Consider the following 16,844-nt stretch of genomic DNA (forward strand, 5'->3'; position numbering starts at 1 on the left):
GGCCCGCCTCGGGGCCGGTCTCGCTCAACCGGAGGCCCATGAGCAAGATCATCACTGAACCGCAGGACATGGCCAGCAAGGCCCAGGAGACCAGCGACAATGCCATGTTCGGCACGCCCAAGGCGCGGCTGGACTTCTACCGCAACGAAATCCAGTACGAAACCTCGCTGCTGTCCAACCGCACCAATGCCTACCTTTCCGCGCAATCGTTCCTGGTCATCGCCTTCGCCTCCTCCATGGCCAACCTGAACCCGGACTGGGGCAAGCTCTTCACCCTGGTGGTGCCACCCATCCTCGCCCTGCTGGGAATCGTCAGTTCCTTGCATGCCTGGCCGGGCATACGCGCGGCTTACGAGATCATCGACCATTGGCATTTCAAGCAGTACCAATTGCTACGCGCCGAGCCGACCATGGGCGCGGCCTATGACGACTCGCCGCTGTTCAGCAAGTATGAAGCCCAGGAGAAGGGGTTTCGCCAGTCATTGCTGTTTTCCATGCGTACTCCCTGGATCTTCACCGGGTTCTGGGTGGTGCTGGGGGCCTTCTCCTTGTGGCTGCACTTCGGAAAAACCTAGCCGCCGCCGGGACTCGAAGCGGCCTCAGCGAGTATCGATCCTTCCTGCAAAGCCTAGGCCGAGCGCTATTCGGCGCTGGGCGGCAGCCAGCGTTCCACCCGGTTCTTGCCACTGCGCTTGGCGCTGTACAGGGCGGCATCCGCGGATTTGAGCAGCACGCTCTTGTCGAAGCCGCACTGCGCGGTGCAGGCGACTCCAAACGAAGCGGTCACACGCAGCGACCCGTCGATTTCCGCGTACGTCATGGCTTCGAAGGAGGCCCGGATGGTGTCCGCCTTGATGACCGCATCTTCCGTGGTGCAGTCCGGGAGGATCACCATCAGCTCTTCGCCGCCGAATCGGCAGGCGATGTCCGAAGCCCTCAGCGAGCGCTGCAGGAGCGCCGAGCAGGTTTGCAGTACGGCGTCTCCGGCGGGATGGCCGTGGTGATCGTTCAAGGCCTTGAAGTTGTCCAGGTCCAGCATCACGACGCTAAGCGGCGAATCGCTCCGCTTGGCCCGGGCCAGTTCGCGTTCTAGGGTTTCCTCCATGAACCTGCGGTTGTACAGGCCGGTGAGCGGATCCTTGATGGATTGGCTTTGCAGCACTTGACGCATCCTGCCATTGGCCAATGCCAGGGCGGTTTGCTCGGCGATGGCTTCGGCGCATTGCAAGCTTGCCTCGGGCACCCGCTCAAGGCTAGCGAAGCGAATGTACAACAGCCCAAGGACCTCACCGTAAGCGATCAAGGGCAGGCACCAGCGGACGGTGGCATCCTTCTCGAACTCGGAAAAATAGTGACGACAAGCGATGTCGTGGCCATCTTTGACCACATGACGGCGACCACGACGGATTCCCCAACAATCCTGAGGGCTCAGAAGAGCAGGATCCGGCTCCTGCAGAACCTGGGTATGCCCCCAGAAGGCCGCTGGCTGCAACGCATCGGCGGAGTTTCGATACAGATAGATGGTGCCACTGCTGTTGCGCAGCAAGCGCTTGCAATAGGTGCTGGCGAGCTGCAAAGCCTCCTCTTGGCTCAGCTCCGTTTGTAGCAGCTGAGCCAGCTCGGCGAGCAAGCCGATTTCCTCGTTACGCTGCTCCAGGTCCGCGAGACTCTGGCTGAGCTGGGTCGTGGCCGCAACCGCGGCCGCGGCCGAGTCGTTCTGCTGTTGAGCCAGCTCGGCCTGGCGCCGCATGGTCCTGCGCATGGACAGGTACATGAAGCGCCCCAGCCCCAGAGTGATCAGAAAGGTAAGGGCCGAGAGCACCACTGCCCAGCGGAGATTGCGTTGCAACTTGGCCTCGAGCACCACTACACGCTGGTTTTCAGCGGCTATGAGTTCAGCGCCGAGATTCCGGACGTAATCCATAAGTCGCTTCCCGCGGCCTGAGGCAATCTCGGCCTCGCTCGCTTCAAAGCCCGAATCGTTCCTGAGCCTGATCACCATCTCCAGGTGTGCCATTTTCATCTCGGCATGTTCGATAAGGTCTTCGACCCTGGCAATGTCTTCCTGGCTGTCGCTGGAGTAGGCCTGGCGGAGGCGCGCAAGCGCAGGGTGCATCATCGATGAGGCGATGTAATAAGGCTGTAGAAACACCTCCTTGCCCGTTAGCACATACCCCCTCTGACCGGTTTCAGCGTCTACCAGCAGGCTTTGCGTACTGCGAACGAGGTCCAGGTGTTGTTCCACCTGATTGCGTTCGATTCGGGTTTCATTTGTCCAGAACAGTGTGATAGGGCCGATGGCCGCGCAGATCGACATCACCAGGGTCGCCGTCACGGCAGCCATCAGCACGCTCGCCCTGCGATGACGAGCGAATTCAGTCGTGGCAAGCGAATCGGTCACTAACATTGACTCCTGTGCGGGAATGGGCCAATCGCATGTTCCAACAAGCCAAGCATAAGCCAATGACCTTCTTCACCAGTGACTTGCGCAACGGCCAATCCACCGCATAAAGGAAAGCGGACGAGCGGTTACCCGACCTGAGGGTTAGCCTCGATTCCGGATCCTTGTAGTCGGCGTAGCAAATGTTCCACAGGCAGGCACTTCAGGTTGTGTCCTGAGCGGCCGATAACCGGGTCAAGCCACGTACGATTGTCATTCACTCGATTATTCACAGGCAGTTTCACCATGCGTCCTTCACATGATCAACTCAAAGAGCATTACCTGAGAGCCGACCGCGTCATGCTGGGCATAGTCTGGTTCATGTTCCTGGCCGCCCTGGGGATTGCCGCGTGGTCGGATACCTGGGCCCAGGCCGGTCTGGTCGGCGGGGGCTGCGCCATCGTTCTTACCCTCTTGCAGCGAATCGCCCCAGGCTCCCGGCTGCTTCGTTGCGCCATGGGCACCGGCCTGATGGTGATGGCCGCGCTCCATATCAACCTGGGGCGCGGCTTTACCGAACTGCACTTCGGTATCTTTGTGCTGCTGGCCTGCCTGGTGTACTACCGCGACTGGCTACCCATAGTCGTTGCCGCCGGTGTCATCGCGGTCCATCACCTGGCGTTCTTTTTCATCCAGGAGCACTCCAGCGCCGTGCATGTGGTGCAGGAGCACAACATCTGGGTCGTGCTGCTGCACGCGCTCTACGTCGTCGTCGAAAGCGTCATCCTGGTGTACATGGCCAAGCGCAGCCAGGCCGAGGCCGTGGAAGGGCAAGCCCTGCTGGATATCGCCAATCGTCTCGGCGCCGACGATACCCAAGTGGACCTGGGCTATCGCAGCGATGTGCACAGCCCCGTAGTGATGCGTTTCCACCAGTTCCTCGACCAGCTGCAACGTATGGTGGGCGAGGTGATCGACGAGGCGGATCGTCTCGGCGCCACGGCGCAGAAACTGAGCGGCGCCACTACCGGCATTCGCGGTGGCGTCGATCAGCAGCAAGACGCGGCCGACCGGATGGACGCGGCGCTTCGTGCCTTGGCGGGCTCGATCGAGGAAGTGGCCGCCTGCGCTGGCCAGGCATCGAGCGTCGCGGTGGCCATCAATGGACATTCTCGCCAGAGCACTGCCGCGGTCGAACACATACGCAAAGAGATTCAGGCCCTGGCGGGTAATATCGAAACCACGGGGCGGGACGTGCTTGCGCTGGCCGAGGCTTCCGAGGAAATCGGGGCGGTGCTGGACGTCATCCGTGGCATTGCCGACCAGACCAACCTCTTGGCGCTCAATGCTGCCATCGAAGCGGCCCGGGCCGGGGAGCAGGGCAGGGGGTTCGCGGTGGTGGCCGATGAGGTTCGCAACCTGGCCCAGCGTACGGCCAGTTCCACGGTGGAAGTCAGGACGCTGATCCAGCGGCTCCAGCAAAGCACCCTCCAGGCGACCCAGGCCATGGATGAGAGCCGGGAAGGGGCCAAGCGTTGCGTCCAGGGTGCCGACCAGGCCGCGGCCTTGCTGGGCACGGTAGCCAGTGACATTGACTCGATCAGTGCCATGAGCCTTCAGATCGCCGCCAGCACTCAGTCGCAGTCGGCGGCGAGCACGCAGGTAAAGGACGACCTTGGCGCGTTGCAAGGTGTGGCTCAGGACAATGCGATCCAGGCCGGTGTGCTCGAAGGCGAGTCGGAGCACTTGAATCAGGCGACCAGCCGATTGGCGCGAGCCAGCAAGCGATTCCGGGTGACCGTCGCCTGATGTCCCGGGGAGCACTTGCTGGAAGGCTTCGGTCATCCCGCCTCGGCGGCATATAGGGCCCTGGCGAAGCGGTAGCAAAAAGCGAAGCGGCTGAAGAAAAACCATGCAGTCAAAGCGCCAGGAAAGGGATAGCTTAGGCAGCTCGACCGCCATCTTCCTCGAAAGGACGCCCATGAAAGCCGTTGCCTTGTTCGCCTCGTTCGCTTGCGTCATGGTCTGGGGGGCCGCCCAGGCTGCCGTGCCTTCTGTAGCTTCGGCCGCGCAGGCCGAACACGCCGACATGGTGGTGACCCTGCTCGGCACCGGCTCTCCAAGCCTGAGCCCTGAACGCTTCGGACCCTCCACGCTGGTGCAGGCCAATGGCCTGAACCTGATGTTCGACGCCGGGCGTGGCAGTACCATTCGCCTGGCCCAGCTCGGCGTACCCCTGGGCGCGGTGAACGCGACCTTCCTCACGCATTTCCATTCGGACCACATCAATGGCCTGGCCGACCTCTGGGCCACCAGTTACTTGCCCAGCCCGCAGAACCGCAGGACCAGCGCGTTCCAGCTCTATGGGCCCCAGGGCACCCAGATCGTGGCCGAAGGCTTGCGCATGACCATGACGGCGGACTTGATCATCCGCCAGAATGACAACGAGTCCACTGCCGAGGCGCAGCGCATCGAGGTGCATACCTTCCACCGGCCAGGCGTGGTATTCGATGAAAAGGGGGTGAAGGTCACTGCCTTCCCGGTCAATCATGGCGCGGCCATCAAGCCCAGCTATGGCTACAAGGTTCAGTACAAGGGCCATACGGTGACGCTGTCGGGCGATACCCGTTACGACCCCCGGGTCATCGAAAACGCAAAGGGGGCCGATGTGCTAGTGCACGAAGTGAATGTGATCTCCAGTCATCATCAGGATGAGGCCTGGGCCAAGCCCATCCGCGAACACCATACTTCACCGGAAGAGGCGGGCAGGGTGTTCGCCCAGGCGCAGCCCAGGCTGGCGGTGTTCTCTCATATCTCCCGACCTGGCCCCCAGGACGAGACCAACACCGACGCCATGCTGTTGCAGCGCGCCCAGCAGGCCTGGCCCCAGGGCAAAGTGGTAGTAGGGGCTGATCTGATGCGCATCTACGTGGGCAAGGACGTGACCTACAGCGCCTGGGCCCAATGAAGCGACAAACCACGGGGCTTTGCAGGATGGCGACGCCTTTGCTATGTTCAACTCTGTTCACATTCGGACACATCCCATGCCGGTATTTCTGCACATCGCTTCAACCGCGCAGCCTGCCCCAGGCCCGCGGCGGTGTGCCCTGCCGGTATCTCCTCCTGTCGTTGCAGTGATGGTGGCTGCCGTGGCTGTAGCGGTCGCGCCGCCCGCCGTGGTGGCGCTGGCCTGAACGGTCGCCTTCTCGCTCCAGTCTTTCTTGCCTCTAGGCGCTGGCGCACTGGAGCCTGTTTCCTCTTCGACAGGTAATGCTTGCATGGGTATTTCCCGATCTTCCTGGGCAGCGACCGCTGCCATGGCGTTGTTCGTGCTGCTGTGGGGCAGCGCCGCCATCTTCACTCGGTGGGGGCTGGACCACGGTTCACCCATCGCGCTTCTGATTCTGCGGTTCGGCCTGGCACTGTTGGCCCTGGCGCTTATTGGCGGATGGCGGCGGCGCTGGCTTCCCGACCCAGGTACCGGCAAACGCGTCGCCGCCACCGGCTTCTTGCTGATCGGCGGTTATTCGGTGTGTTACTTCCAGGCCATGGCCCATGGGATGACGCCGGGGCTGATTGCAACCTTGCTGGGGGTGCAGCCCATCCTGACGTTGTTGATACTGGAGCGCCGGGCGTCGCCGGTCCGCCTGGCCGGCTTGCTGTTGGCCTTGGGCGGATTGGTGCTCGTGGTCTACCAAAGCCTGGTGGCGGCCCGGGTGTCCGGGCCGGGTTGCGTCTTCGCCTTGCTGGCCCTGGCTTTCATGACCTTCGGGGCCTTGCTGCAGCGGCAGGTAAACCAACACCCCGCTCAGGTGCTGCCGCTGCAATATGTAGTGAGCCTGCTGCTGTGCCTGGCCCTGGCATCCTTCCAGCCGGTAACGGCCCGGTGGGAGGTCGGACTGCTGGTGCCCGTTCTCTGGCTTGGCCTGGTGGTTTCGGTCGTGGCTCAGTTACTGCTCTATCGGCTTATCCAGACCGGCAACTTGGTCAAGGTCACCAGCCTGTTCTACCTGGTACCCCTGGTCACCGTGTTGCTGGACTACCTGGTGCTGGGCAACGTACTGAGCCGGTTGGGGCTGCTGGGCATGGGGCTGATCCTGCTTGGGCTGGCGCTGGTGTTCCGACAGCACGCGTGACCGGGGCGTAAGCGGCCCGCGCTCATCAGGCAGGCTCGAGGGGCGGGCCACGGAAGCTGTCCAGCCCCTCTACCGGCTTCAGGCGCACCGGCTGGCCAGTGCGCGCGCTCTCGTAGATGGCTTCCATCAATCGATGGTCCTGTACCCCTTCTTCTCCAGGCGTGAAGGGGGTACGGTCACTGAGCACACACTCGGCCATATGGTCCAGCTCCTGGGCAAACTGGTTCTTCGGCTGCAAAGTGAGCTCGGCATTGCGCGTGGCGTCACCGTCGCGGTCGATAACGGACAAACGCTGGCCCTGGTACAGGAAGGCGTTGGGCATGTCCAGGCTGGCCCGCTCGAGGTTCAACCGCTGGTACTTGTCATCCCGGGCGCCGTAGCTGCTCAGGCAACTGGCAAGGGTGTTGGAGGGGAAGCGCAGCGTGAACTGTACGGTTTCCTCTACATCGGCGAAGCGAGGGTCACCCGGGGGCGAGTAGGTGGTGGCATAGACCTCCACCGGCTCCTCGCCAGTGACGAAACGGGCCGTATTGAGGCAGTACAGGCCAATGTCCACCAGCGAGCCGCCACCGGCCATGGCCTGTTTGTGGCGCCATTGCCGCGCGCCATCCTCGGCTACTGTCTGGGTGTTGACGCCATGGTAGGCCACCAGGCGGCCCAGCCCCTTGTCCCGTACCAGCGCACGGGCGCGGCGGTTATAGGGCTCGTATTGAATGCGGTAGGCAACCATCAGCTTCACCTTTGCCTGGTGGCAGGCTTGCACCATGGCCTGGGCGTCTTCGCTGGATACCGACATCGGTTTTTCAGTGAGCACATGCTTGCCAGCGGCGGCTGCCCGCTCGCAATATTCGCGGTGCATGGCGTTCGGAAGCACGATATAGACGACCTTCACCTGCGGGTTGTCGCGGATCTGGTCGAAGTTTTCATAGCTGTAGCAGGCCCCGGGTGGGATGCCGTATTGGCTGGCCACGGTCTTGAGCTTGTCCGGGCTGCCGGACACCAGCGCCACGGGCCGGGCTTTCAGTGATTCGCCGAAGGCCGGCAGGATTTCTTCCAGGGCCAGGCGGCCCAGGCCAACGATGGCGAAGCCGACCCGCTGCTCCGGGGGCAGCGGCTTGGGCGGCGGTGCTGAAGGGGTATCCTGCGGGCCACGCCAGGCCGGGAATTTCACTGCGCCTGCTTCGACCTGGCCAGTGTCTACGGGGGTGGGCGCGGTGAATCGCTCGGCCATGGCCCGCGGCGCGACCACGACGGCCGTGGCGCAGGCGCCGACCAGCTTGCAGAGCGTTCGGCGGTTGAGTTGGGAGAGCTGGTCAGTCATGGGCGGTCTCACTGGGAAATGATGACAGTGGTATAGCGCGGACCGGTCAGCCCTTTGTCCGGTTCAGTCACGGCGACCAGTAGGGAGGCGGGCGGCTGGAAGTGGATAGCGACGATGCTTTCCGATAGGGACTGGCCCAAGGAGCCGCCCATGAAGCTGGTAGCAAAAGGGCTGGCCTGAAGGCTAGGCAGCGAGGACCAATGGCGCGCCCTCCATCGATACCTTTGGACTGCTTTCGCACGCTCAGGCTTTCTTCAGCGCATCCCCATGATGCAGCGCCCGGTGGCCGGACTTCGCGCTTTCCACCTCGTACTGGGGCTCGTCCTTGGACGCCGTGCGGTGCTTGCCCATGAAGTTCAGGTCGCTGGTATGCACCTTCACCACCTTGCCGTGTGTCTCGCCTGCCTGGGAATTCCAGGCAACGTTGTCGCCTTTCTTGAAAGTGGTGGCCATTGCCATCTCCTCGGATGAAATCGGAACGGGGCAGCGAGCGGTAGACCCGGACGAACGCCACCCGATTCCGCCTTTCCGCCCAGTGGCATGGCCTCGGTTAAGCCTAAAGGCCTGCAAGGTGCACGTCACCCTCGATGCGGCGTTTGAGGCATTGGCCACGGCGCTTGCTCAGGCACGCGTCTCATCCACGCTCGCCGCTGACGTCGACCAGCCGATCACCTTCGAAACGCAAATAATGGTACATGCCGCCGCGAGGCCCGTAGGTCCATTGCTCCACCGGGAGGCTAGCCATACGGCCAGCCGCATCGATCACTCGAACGTAACCCGCCGCGGCGCGGCTGGCCGGTTCGCCGCATTTGCGCAGTACCGTCGCGGTGCTGTCCTTCACCGAAACCAAGGCGCTATCGCAGCGAAAGGTCTGGTCGGCCTGGCCGACACAGGGGAGCAGCAGAACCAGGAGCAGCGCAAAGGCTTGGGTTTTCATAAGCGGTCCCTTCCAGGCAAGCCGGGTGAGCATAGCGCGTGGCTTGCCGTCCGTCGAAGAGCAGCGTGCATCGCTGAAGCGCCCTCAGGCCCTGGCCGATAAGAAAACTATTACCGTGCCATCTTCCCCGGAATCCAGCATGCCGTTGTCACATGCGCCTTCACCTCCCACGTTGCCTGGCAGCGGCAGCCATGCTCGGGTTGCCCGGCGTGCCGCCTGGCTGGTAGCCACGATCCTGTTGGGCCTGTTTGTCGGGGCCAGTGGGGTACTGAGCCAGGTCGCCTCCAAGCTCAATGAAGAGGAAAACCTGCGCAGCCAGGCGTTGGCCAGCAGAGCCAGTGAGGCCTGGCTCAACGGCATTACCTACCCCTTGCTGGATTTCGCCAACTGGGACGAGGCCTACGAGCACACTCTCGGGAACGTCGACGAAGCCTGGGCGGCTCAGCAGGTGGGCATGGGACGGTCACTCCTGGCCCAATACGGCCTGAACGGCGTGTTCATCCTGGACGCTCAAAATGAAACCCGCTACGCCTTCGCCAAGGGGCAATTCAATACCCGTCACGCCACTGAGTGGATCGACGGCGACCTCGCAGGGCTGCTTGCGGAGGCGAGGAACTATGCCGGTGAGCGAATTGCCGTCAAAAGGTACTTTACCGTAGAAGGGCGCCCGGCCCTGGTGGCCGCGGCGGCTATCAGGCCGCTGTCGTACCATTCCAAGGCCCCGGTCTCGGAACTGGCCTGTCTGGTATTCGTAGACATCATCGGCCCCGGCAGCCTGACGCGCATGGGCGAGCTGTTCGGCTTGCCCGGCCTGCGCCAGGCGCCAGCAAAGGCGACGGTCGGCCTGGCTTTATCCGAACAGCCTCCGCTTTACCTGACCTGGGACGTGGCTCGCCCTGGGGCCACCTTCCTGACGATGATGCTGCCATTGCTGGTAATGGCCACGCTGCTGTTCGGCATCGGCGCCTGGCTGTTGCTGCGCCGGTCCATCCGGGCCGCCGAGCAGGTGGACCATGGCTGCGCTGCCCAGGCTCACGTGGCCTATCTGTCGCGCCATGACTCGCTCACCGGCTTGCCCAACCGCAGCCATGCCTACCAGGTATTGCAGGAGCGCCTGGCGGGGGCCGCCCAGGGCGGTGCCTTCGCGGTGCTGTACATCGACCTCAGCGGCTTCAAGCAGATCAACGACTGCCTTGGCCACATCGCCGGGGACCAGGTGCTGACCAACGTGGCTCGTCGACTGCAAGGCGCCCTTGGCCACGGGGATTTCCTGGCGCGCCTCGGTGGGGACGAGTTCCTGGTCATCACGCCGCAAGTCTGCGCGGAGCATTTGAAAGTCCTGTGTCAATCGCTGCTGCGGAACTTCGATCCGCCCCTGGTCACCGCTGAACACGAGCTGCGCCTCGGCCTGTGCATCGGTATCGCCCAGGCGCCCATGGACAGCACCGATGGCGAGGAGCTGTTGCGCCTGGCGGACATCGCTCTTTATGAAGCCAAGGCCCACGGCCAGCATTGCTGGCAGCTTTACAACGCCGAGATGAAAACCCGGATCCTGGAGCGCCGTAGCCTGGAGCAGGATCTCAAGCGTGCCGTGCAGCAGGATGAATTCATTGTGGTGTTCCAGCCCCGCTTCGGGATCGACGGCCGGCGCATCCTGGGGGCCGAAGCGCTGGTGCGCTGGCAGCACCCGGAGAAGGGCCTGCTCAGCCCAGGCGTGTTCATTCCCCTGGCCGAAGAAACCGGGTTGATCGTCGGGCTGAGCGACATCGTGCTGCGCCGCGCCTGTGAGCTGGTGGCCAACATGCCGGAGCCGATCTTCGTATCGGTGAACCTCTCGTGCATAGAGTTCATGCGCGCCGACCTGGTCAGCCGGGTCGAACAGGCCCTGGCGGCTTCGGGCCTGCCGCCCTGGCAACTGGAAATCGAGGTTACCGAGAGCGTGATGATCGACAACGCCGAAGGTGCCCTGGCCCTGATGACACAGTTGAAGACGCTGGGTGTAAAGCTGTCCATGGATGACTTCGGAACCGGCTATTCATCCCTGGGTTACCTCAGTTGCTACCCCTTCGATGGCATCAAGATCGACCGCAGTTTCGTGATGAACCTGACCGACCCCAAGGCCAACAATGAAGCCATCGTCAGCGCGGTCATCGCCATGGGCAAGAGCCTGGGCATGGCGGTGACGGCCGAAGGCGTGGAAACGGCCGAGCAGTTGGAAGCCTTGGCGGCGTTGGGGTGCGATCAGGCACAAGGCTATCTGCTGGGACGGCCGATGACCCCCCAGGCGCTGGTCTCGCTCCTGCATGAACAACATCAGGAACGACTTACGAGCGTGGCGGGGAACGAGCAGGATGTGCCTCAATCCAGCTATAGTCCAGCGTGTGAATCCCTGCAGGTTTCCCAATGACAAGAACCATGCTGCGTGCCTTGCTACTGTTTGTCCTCGCCGGCCCGATGCCGGCAGGGTTGGCCTGGGCTGCCGGTGAGATCGAGGTGGTCACTGAAGAATTGCCGCCGTACAACATGACGGTGGGCGGCAAGATCAGCGGCTTCAGTACCGAGATCGTCCAGGCGGTGATGAAGGAAACTGGCGTCGAGGCGCCCATCCAGGTGATGCCCTGGGCCCGGGCCTATGACCGTGCCTTGTCGGTGCCCAACGTGTTGATCTACTCCATCGCCCGTACCCCCGAGCGCGAGCCCTTGTTCCAGTGGATCGGGCCCATCGGGCCGACCGACTGGTACCTGTACAGCCTCTCCGAACGGCCGGTGAAGCTCAACAGTCTGGATGACGCCCGGGGGCGGCAGATCGCCACGGTCAACATGGATGTGGGCCAGCAGTATCTGCTTGGCAAGGGCTTCAAGATGAACTCGGAGCTGCAGTCGACCAACCGCTATGAAAACAATTTCCATATGCTCAAGGTCGAGCATGTGGAGTTGTGGATTTCCAACGAGCTCAACGCCATCTATCTGACCCGGCGCAACGGTGAGGACCCGGCCAAGGTGCTGGTAAAGTCCTTGCCCTTGCCGGAGCTGAGCAGCCCTGACGGCCTGAGCATGGCCTTCAGCCGAGGCACCTCGCCGGAGCTGTTGGAGCGGTTCCGGCGTGGCTTGCAGACCATCAAGAGCAACGGCACCTATGACGGCATCATGCGGCGCTGGCTGGGCAAGCCGCATTGACCGGCGGGCACGCTAGCCCAGATACCACCAAAGCAACGACGTGCCGACCAGCCCCATCACCGAAACGATGGTCTGCAACACGGACCATACCCAGAGGGTTTGCTTGAGTTGCAGGCCGAAGTACTCGCGGACCATCCAGAAGCCGGCATCGTTCACATGGCAGAAGAACACTGAACCCGCGCCTATGGCCAACGCCACCAGCGAGCTTTGAGTAGCCGCCAGGCCGGCCATCATGGGCGCCAGGATGCCCGCCGTAGTGGTGGTGGCTACGGTTGCCGAGCCGGTGGCCTGGCGCAGGGCCACGGCAATCAGCCAGGCTAGCAGCAGGTAGGGCAGGTGGGCGCTTTCGGCCGCCTTGCTGATGGTCTGGCTGACCCCGGCTTCGAGCAAGGTCTGCTTCAGCCCGCCGCCAGCGCCGATGGTCAACAACAACGCCGCGATGGGGGCCAGGCTTTTGCGCAGCGTCTGCCCCACCCGCTCGCGGGCCATGCCGTTGGCCCAGCCGAGCAGGGCGACCGCGGCCAGTACGGCCAGGCCCAACGCGACCAGGGGCTCGCCAAGAAACTTGAGTACCACGCCCAGGGTGTTGTCCACAGGCAGGCCGACCTTGGCCAGGGTGCTGCCGAGCATCAGCGCCACAGGCAGGAGAATGATCGTCAGGGAAGCGAGGAAGCTGGGCCGCCGCTGGGCCTCAGGGCGGGCGCTGAACAGCTCGCCCAGCTCGGCGGGAATGGCCACGTCGAGGCGCCGTGACAGCCATCGCCCGTACAAAGGCCCGGCCAGGATAACGGCCGGCACGGCCAGGGTCAGCCCCAGCAGCATGGTCAGGCCCAGATCAGCGTGAAGGGCGCCTACCGCAATGAGCGGCCCCGGATGCGGGGGCATCAACGCGTGCAGGGTGGTCATGCCGGCCAGGGCGGGAATTGCGATTTTCAGCAACGGTTGGCCGGATTGGCGCGCCATCACGAAGATGATCGGGACCATCATCACCAGGCCAACCTCGAAGAACAAGGGAAGGCCGATGATCATCGCTACCAGCGCCATGACCCACGGCAGGCTGCGCCCCCTGCCCAGCCCCAGCAAGGTGCTGGCGATTCGGTCCGCCGCGCCGGATTCGGCCATGAGCGCGCCCAGCATGGCGCCCAGGGCGATGATGATGCCCGCTTCGCCGAGCAGCCCCCCGGCGCCCTTGCTGAAGGCCTTGGCGACTTCTTCCGGGGCCAGGCCGGCGCCGATGCCGGCGATGAAGGTGCCCACCAGGATGGACAGGAAAGGCGGCAGGCGCAACCCGCTGATCAACACGACGATGCTGGCGATGGCCAGTGCACAACAGGTCAGCAGGCGGGTGTCATGGGCCAGCCAGGTCACTGGGGTCAGGTCCACGGGGTACTCCTTTGTTATTGGTGTGAATACCGGCGCAACAAATTGTTGCAAGCGGACTACGGTAGACCTGCGAGGCTTTCACGGAGCTTTCAAGCCGCTTTCGCGCAGAAGGGTTTCATATGAAGACTTGCTCAGGCTGCAGGGCGCAGGAAGCGCTACAGGAGGGAGCCCCCGCACGGAGCGAGCGGGGGCCAGTGCAGCGAGGGCGGATCAGCGTTTCTGAAACTGGTAGAAGAGGTTGGGTTCGCTGACCACGTAGAGGTTGCCGTCTCTGTCCATGGTCAAGCCTTCAGCCTGGGGGGCGTCCTGCTGCAGGCCGCCCAGGTTGGATCGCAGCGAGCGGATACTGACGAAACGTCCTTGTTCGTCGAGTTCGGTTATGTTCATCGACTGGTCGCTGAGCAGCAGCAGGTGGCCGGTGCGCGGGTCGTAATAGCCGTCCGAGAGGTCGCGCCCGTAGCGTCCGCGTTCCACCCAGGCGGTAAGGTCGGTCACGGTGAGGTTCAGGGGGCCTTGGATCGAGCGCAGCATGCCGGATACCGAATAGAGTTGTTGAGGGTCCCGTTCCTTGATGGCGAACAGGCGGTCATTGCCTGGGTCGTAGGTCACGCCCTCGAAGCCTTTGTTGTTGTAGCTCAGGCCCAAGGCGAGGGTTATCGACTGGGCGCTGCTCGCCAGAATGGCCTGCTCTCGCGGCGGCAAGGTGATCACGTCCAGCCGCTGCTGGTCTTCGTCGACGATGGCCACCCGATTGCCGCCCAGGTAGGTGAGGCCTTCCGTATCTTCGAAACCCACCAGAGGGTAGCGAGCCTCCAAATCCCCCTCCTTATTCATCACTAGCAGCTCCATGGGCATATTGGTGATGGCCAGCAGCCGATCGTGGTCGTAGTCATAGGTAATGCCCGACAGGTTGCGCAGGCCCGGCGCTATGGGCTTGGCGTCGATGGTCACCCGGTAGCCAGGGAGCCAGACATTGCGGCCCGGCGCGGTGTCGCCTGTCCGATAGTTCTGCCAATGGGCCTGCAGTTGGTCGATCAGGCACAGGCGATAGGCTTGCACACAGAGCCCGGCAACCAGAGCGAGCAGCGCCAGTTGGCCGAGGTTGCGCAGGCGAACGCGCAGCCGCCACCCCTGTCGTGGACGGGAACGCAGGTGCTCCTGCGTCAGGGGCTGAGTGATCATGGCGTGGTCTCCAGGGTGCGACTCAAGGGGAGGAAAGGGTGGCGCCGGCTACCCGATGGGCGCCGTCCAGGTGAAGCGGTATAAGGCCTACGTAACTTGTTCTGAATACCGTCACGTTCATTCACCGGTCCCTGGGGCTTGCCGCGCGCCTGCATTGATTGCCGGGACATTGGCAGTAACAGGTCACAGCTTCATGAATGATGTATTGCAAAATGACGACGGCAGGACCTGACCGATGCGCTTATCAGCGCTTCTACTTTTCTCACAAACATCGGTGAGGCGAGGCCAACAGTTAGGGACATAACAGTTCCCGTTAGGAATCACGGCCTGGTTGCAACATCCAGTTACATGCTGTCGGATCGGAGGAATAGTTTGCCAACGAGGCAACAACAAAATTTTCACATCAGCTTTAATAACCTCCAGATCAAAGTTTTTATCAGCGGGTTGGTGCAGTTGCTCAGTCTGGATGCATAGTGTCTTGCGTGTGTCGCCGCTGAAACATTAACGCTAGCCAATATTGGCTCAGCCATTGGAAGTCGAGCGTCAGATGACAAAAATTGCGACCGGCCCATCCAGATTCAGCATCGCCCTCGTTAACTTCAAAACCCACGACCTGACCAGGAACTGCCTGGAATTGCTGCGTGAAACCGCCAGCGCCCAAGGGATTCCCGTATGGGTAGTGGATAACGATTCGGCTGATGAAAGCACCGAATACTTGCGTAGCCTGGACTGGATCAATCTCATCGAACGCGCCTCGCCAGGTCGCGAGCAGGGGCACATTGCCCATGGCAAAGCCCTGGATATGATCCTGAAACGTATCGATACCGAGTTCGTGCTGTTGTTGCATACCGATACTTTCATCTACGATCCGCGAGTATTTCAACTTCTGCTCGAACGTTGCACGGCTCATCCAAAGGTCGCCGCGGCAGGGTGCCTGGAGCAGTTGAACCGAGGCATGCTGCGCACGGTTTGGCGGTACAGCTCGCGCTACTGCAAGCATTACTTCCGTCGTGGCCTACGCGCGCTGGGCCTACCGGGACGCCCGCCGAAGCCGTGGAAAGAACAACATCTGAAAAGCTTCTGCACCCTATGGAACGCCAAGGCCATGAAGCAGCACGGCCTGCATTTCTGCATGGATGACCGCGTGCCGGGTTACACCCTGCAAGACCGCATGGTGGAACTGGGCTACGACATCTCCTTGGTATCGCCAGGGCGCCTGTTCAAATATCTGGATCATGTCCAGTCCGGCACCGTGGCCGCCGCTGGCGGGTACGACGCCAAGCATAGGCGCACACGCATGTACAACCGCGCGCTGGCCCAACTGCACTGAGTTGGCCGCCGGATCCCAGGAAAAATGGCTGGCCCTTTACCGCTACCCAGCGGCTGGCCTATTTTTCGCCTCCATCCTGATACTGCATTCCTGAGCAGTCAGCAGCGCCTGGCCTCGCAGCCGTGTGGCAACGTGCCGGCGCGGCGCTTGCCTCATTGCCTTTGCTCAGGCGGATCGCGCCCATCTGATGGACCTTGGTAGCACCCAGCGCCAGCTGGGATAGGCCCTTCGGAATGTTCCTTCTCCATGGCTTGCCAACTCCAGAAGCGAGGAAAGCCGACCTGACTGACGACCGATTCGTCATGATCGACGCGTTTCGAAGCTTAGATTCCCCTTGAATAGCGCTTGTCAAATTCTTGGCAATAAAAATGAACTTTTCAGTAAGGCATAGATTAAGCCCTTTTCTTGACGCTTCGGTCGCTGCTATCATCGCGCCATCTTGTCAGTCCCATGGAGGGAATTGTGAAAAGGAAAGCCATCGCAGGGCTGGTCTTCGGCATGTTGACCCATTCGTTTGCCTCGGCTGACGACCTCAAACTGCGTAACGTCCAGCTTGTGGATGCGGGCCACATCACCAGCATCGTCGGCACCGTCGCCAATACTTCGGATCATCTGGTTCAGGGGGGCTACCTGAACTTTGAAGTGACCCGCAAAGGCGAAGTCGTCGCTCGAGAGACGGTGCAGGTTCCTGACCTCGAGGCAGGCCAGGCCTGGCGCATCTGGCAACCGGTGCAGCACAGTGGTACCAAACTGACCATGGCCGTACACGCCCGTGACCCACAGGTCGCCGTCACCGCGGACGTAGTGCCGTATCCTGATTCTCTGGTCGCACACTGATCAGATAGTCCATATCAGTACCTCGCGTGGTCAAGAGCCCCAGGCTTCGCAAACCAGCTCTTCGGCTTTTCCCTGACGTCCTGACCTGCGCGAGCTCGTGCCGGTTGCCTCAACTTGCCTTGACAGGGGTGCGAACGGGGCGGACCGAGCATGGTCTGATC

General features: G+C 62.3%; 14 protein-coding genes and 1 pseudogene. 8 read left to right on the forward strand and 7 right to left on the reverse strand.

Annotated elements, in window-relative coordinates:
• Positions 1 to 38 precede the first annotated feature (38 nt).
• A complete protein-coding gene (locus tag ACP691_RS05495) occupies positions 39 to 575 on the forward strand; it encodes a hypothetical protein (protein WP_426152908.1) in 537 nt (178 codons plus the stop codon).
• Positions 576 to 640: 65 nt separating this feature from the next.
• Here the strand turns inward: ACP691_RS05495 and ACP691_RS05500 are convergent, their stop codons facing one another.
• Entirely contained in the window at positions 641 to 2,401 is a 1,761-nt protein-coding gene (locus tag ACP691_RS05500; protein ID WP_426152910.1) for a diguanylate cyclase, read from the reverse strand.
• Positions 2,402 to 3,640: 1,239 nt separating this feature from the next.
• Between ACP691_RS05500 and ACP691_RS05505 the strand changes: the two are divergent.
• From ACP691_RS05505 to ACP691_RS05515, 3 genes and pseudogenes are all read left to right on the forward strand, one after another.
• Positions 3,641 to 4,189 (forward strand): annotated as a pseudogene (locus ACP691_RS05505) (methyl-accepting chemotaxis protein); the annotation flags it as partial.
• A 172-nt stretch (positions 4,190 to 4,361) separates the two neighbouring features.
• The gene (locus tag ACP691_RS05510; RefSeq protein WP_426152914.1) at positions 4,362 to 5,348 is read left to right on the forward strand and encodes an MBL fold metallo-hydrolase; all 987 of its coding nucleotides are present in this window, start codon (positions 4,362 to 4,364) and stop codon (positions 5,346 to 5,348) included.
• Between the two features lie 310 nt (positions 5,349 to 5,658).
• A complete protein-coding gene (locus ACP691_RS05515) occupies positions 5,659 to 6,516 on the forward strand; it encodes a DMT family transporter (protein WP_426152916.1) in 858 nt (285 codons plus the stop codon).
• 25 nt (positions 6,517 to 6,541) lie between these two features.
• On the opposite strand, the gene ACP691_RS05520 is transcribed toward ACP691_RS05515, so the two are convergent.
• The 4 genes from ACP691_RS05520 to ACP691_RS05535 all read right to left on the reverse strand — a co-directional run bounded on the left by ACP691_RS05520 (position 6,542) and on the right by ACP691_RS05535 (position 8,774).
• A complete protein-coding gene (locus tag ACP691_RS05520) occupies positions 6,542 to 7,837 on the reverse strand; it encodes a Gfo/Idh/MocA family oxidoreductase (protein ID WP_426152918.1) in 1,296 nt (431 codons plus the stop codon).
• A gap of 8 nt (positions 7,838 to 7,845) precedes the next feature.
• The gene (locus ACP691_RS05525) at positions 7,846 to 7,977 is read right to left on the reverse strand and encodes a hypothetical protein (RefSeq protein WP_426152920.1); all 132 of its coding nucleotides are present in this window, start codon (positions 7,975 to 7,977) and stop codon (positions 7,846 to 7,848) included.
• Positions 7,978 to 8,080: 103 nt separating this feature from the next.
• Positions 8,081 to 8,290 carry a DUF2945 domain-containing protein gene (locus ACP691_RS05530; protein ID WP_426152922.1) on the reverse strand — a complete coding sequence of 70 codons (210 nt, stop codon included), beginning with the start codon at positions 8,288 to 8,290 and terminating at the stop codon, positions 8,081 to 8,083.
• 181 nt (positions 8,291 to 8,471) lie between these two features.
• Positions 8,472 to 8,774 (reverse strand): DUF2845 domain-containing protein, encoded by a 303-nt coding sequence (locus ACP691_RS05535; protein WP_426152924.1) that lies wholly within the window; start codon positions 8,772 to 8,774, stop codon positions 8,472 to 8,474.
• A gap of 139 nt (positions 8,775 to 8,913) precedes the next feature.
• Here ACP691_RS05535 and ACP691_RS05540 point away from each other — a divergent pair, with 139 nt between their 5' ends.
• Together ACP691_RS05540 and ACP691_RS05545 are read left to right on the forward strand one after the other, a co-directional pair.
• A complete protein-coding gene (locus tag ACP691_RS05540) occupies positions 8,914 to 11,181 on the forward strand; it encodes a putative bifunctional diguanylate cyclase/phosphodiesterase (RefSeq protein ID WP_426152926.1) in 2,268 nt (755 codons plus the stop codon).
• Positions 11,178 to 11,951 carry a substrate-binding periplasmic protein gene (locus ACP691_RS05545; protein WP_426152928.1) on the forward strand — a complete coding sequence of 258 codons (774 nt, stop codon included), beginning with the start codon at positions 11,178 to 11,180 and terminating at the stop codon, positions 11,949 to 11,951. The genes ACP691_RS05540 and ACP691_RS05545 overlap by 4 nt, the downstream gene beginning before the upstream one ends.
• A 12-nt stretch (positions 11,952 to 11,963) precedes the next feature.
• Here the strand turns inward: ACP691_RS05545 and ACP691_RS05550 are convergent, their stop codons facing one another.
• Entirely contained in the window at positions 11,964 to 13,334 is a 1,371-nt protein-coding gene (locus tag ACP691_RS05550; protein WP_426152930.1) for a gluconate:H+ symporter, read from the reverse strand.
• Positions 13,335 to 13,544: 210 nt separating this feature from the next.
• Positions 13,545 to 14,516 carry an SdiA-regulated domain-containing protein gene (locus ACP691_RS05555; protein WP_426152932.1) on the reverse strand — a complete coding sequence of 324 codons (972 nt, stop codon included), beginning with the start codon at positions 14,514 to 14,516 and terminating at the stop codon, positions 13,545 to 13,547.
• 547 nt (positions 14,517 to 15,063) lie between these two features.
• Here ACP691_RS05555 and ACP691_RS05560 point away from each other — a divergent pair.
• On the forward strand, positions 15,064 to 15,846 hold the full coding sequence (locus ACP691_RS05560) for a glycosyltransferase (RefSeq protein ID WP_426152934.1): 783 nt from the start codon (positions 15,064 to 15,066) through the stop codon (positions 15,844 to 15,846).
• Between the two features lie 462 nt (positions 15,847 to 16,308).
• On the forward strand, positions 16,309 to 16,683 hold the full coding sequence (locus ACP691_RS05565; protein WP_426152936.1) for an FxLYD domain-containing protein: 375 nt from the start codon (positions 16,309 to 16,311) through the stop codon (positions 16,681 to 16,683).
• Positions 16,684 to 16,844: the final 161 nt, after the last annotated feature.

The organism is Pseudomonas sp. DC3200b2 (assembly GCF_049895785.1).
GTDB lineage: Bacteria > Pseudomonadota > Gammaproteobacteria > Pseudomonadales > Pseudomonadaceae > Aquipseudomonas > Aquipseudomonas massiliensis.

Bases quoted from the DNA above. Each gene is read 5' to 3' on its own strand.
- ACP691_RS05560 (WP_426152934.1), top strand. From the start codon at position 15,064: ATGACAAAAATTGCGACCGGCCCATCCAGATTCAGCATCGCCCTCGTT.
- ACP691_RS05530 (WP_426152922.1), bottom strand. From the start codon at position 8,290: ATGGCCACCACTTTCAAGAAAGGCGACAACGTTGCCTGGAATTCCCAG.
- ACP691_RS05510 (WP_426152914.1), top strand. From the start codon at position 4,362: ATGAAAGCCGTTGCCTTGTTCGCCTCGTTCGCTTGCGTCATGGTCTGG.
- ACP691_RS05555 (WP_426152932.1), bottom strand. From the start codon at position 14,516: ATGATCACTCAGCCCCTGACGCAGGAGCACCTGCGTTCCCGTCCACGA.
- ACP691_RS05535 (WP_426152924.1), bottom strand. From the start codon at position 8,774: ATGAAAACCCAAGCCTTTGCGCTGCTCCTGGTTCTGCTGCTCCCCTGT.
- ACP691_RS05545 (WP_426152928.1), top strand. From the start codon at position 11,178: ATGACAAGAACCATGCTGCGTGCCTTGCTACTGTTTGTCCTCGCCGGC.
- ACP691_RS05540 (WP_426152926.1), top strand. From the start codon at position 8,914: ATGCCGTTGTCACATGCGCCTTCACCTCCCACGTTGCCTGGCAGCGGC.
- ACP691_RS05520 (WP_426152918.1), bottom strand. From the start codon at position 7,837: ATGACTGACCAGCTCTCCCAACTCAACCGCCGAACGCTCTGCAAGCTG.
- ACP691_RS05515 (WP_426152916.1), top strand. From the start codon at position 5,659: ATGGGTATTTCCCGATCTTCCTGGGCAGCGACCGCTGCCATGGCGTTG.
- ACP691_RS05495 (WP_426152908.1), top strand. From the start codon at position 39: ATGAGCAAGATCATCACTGAACCGCAGGACATGGCCAGCAAGGCCCAG.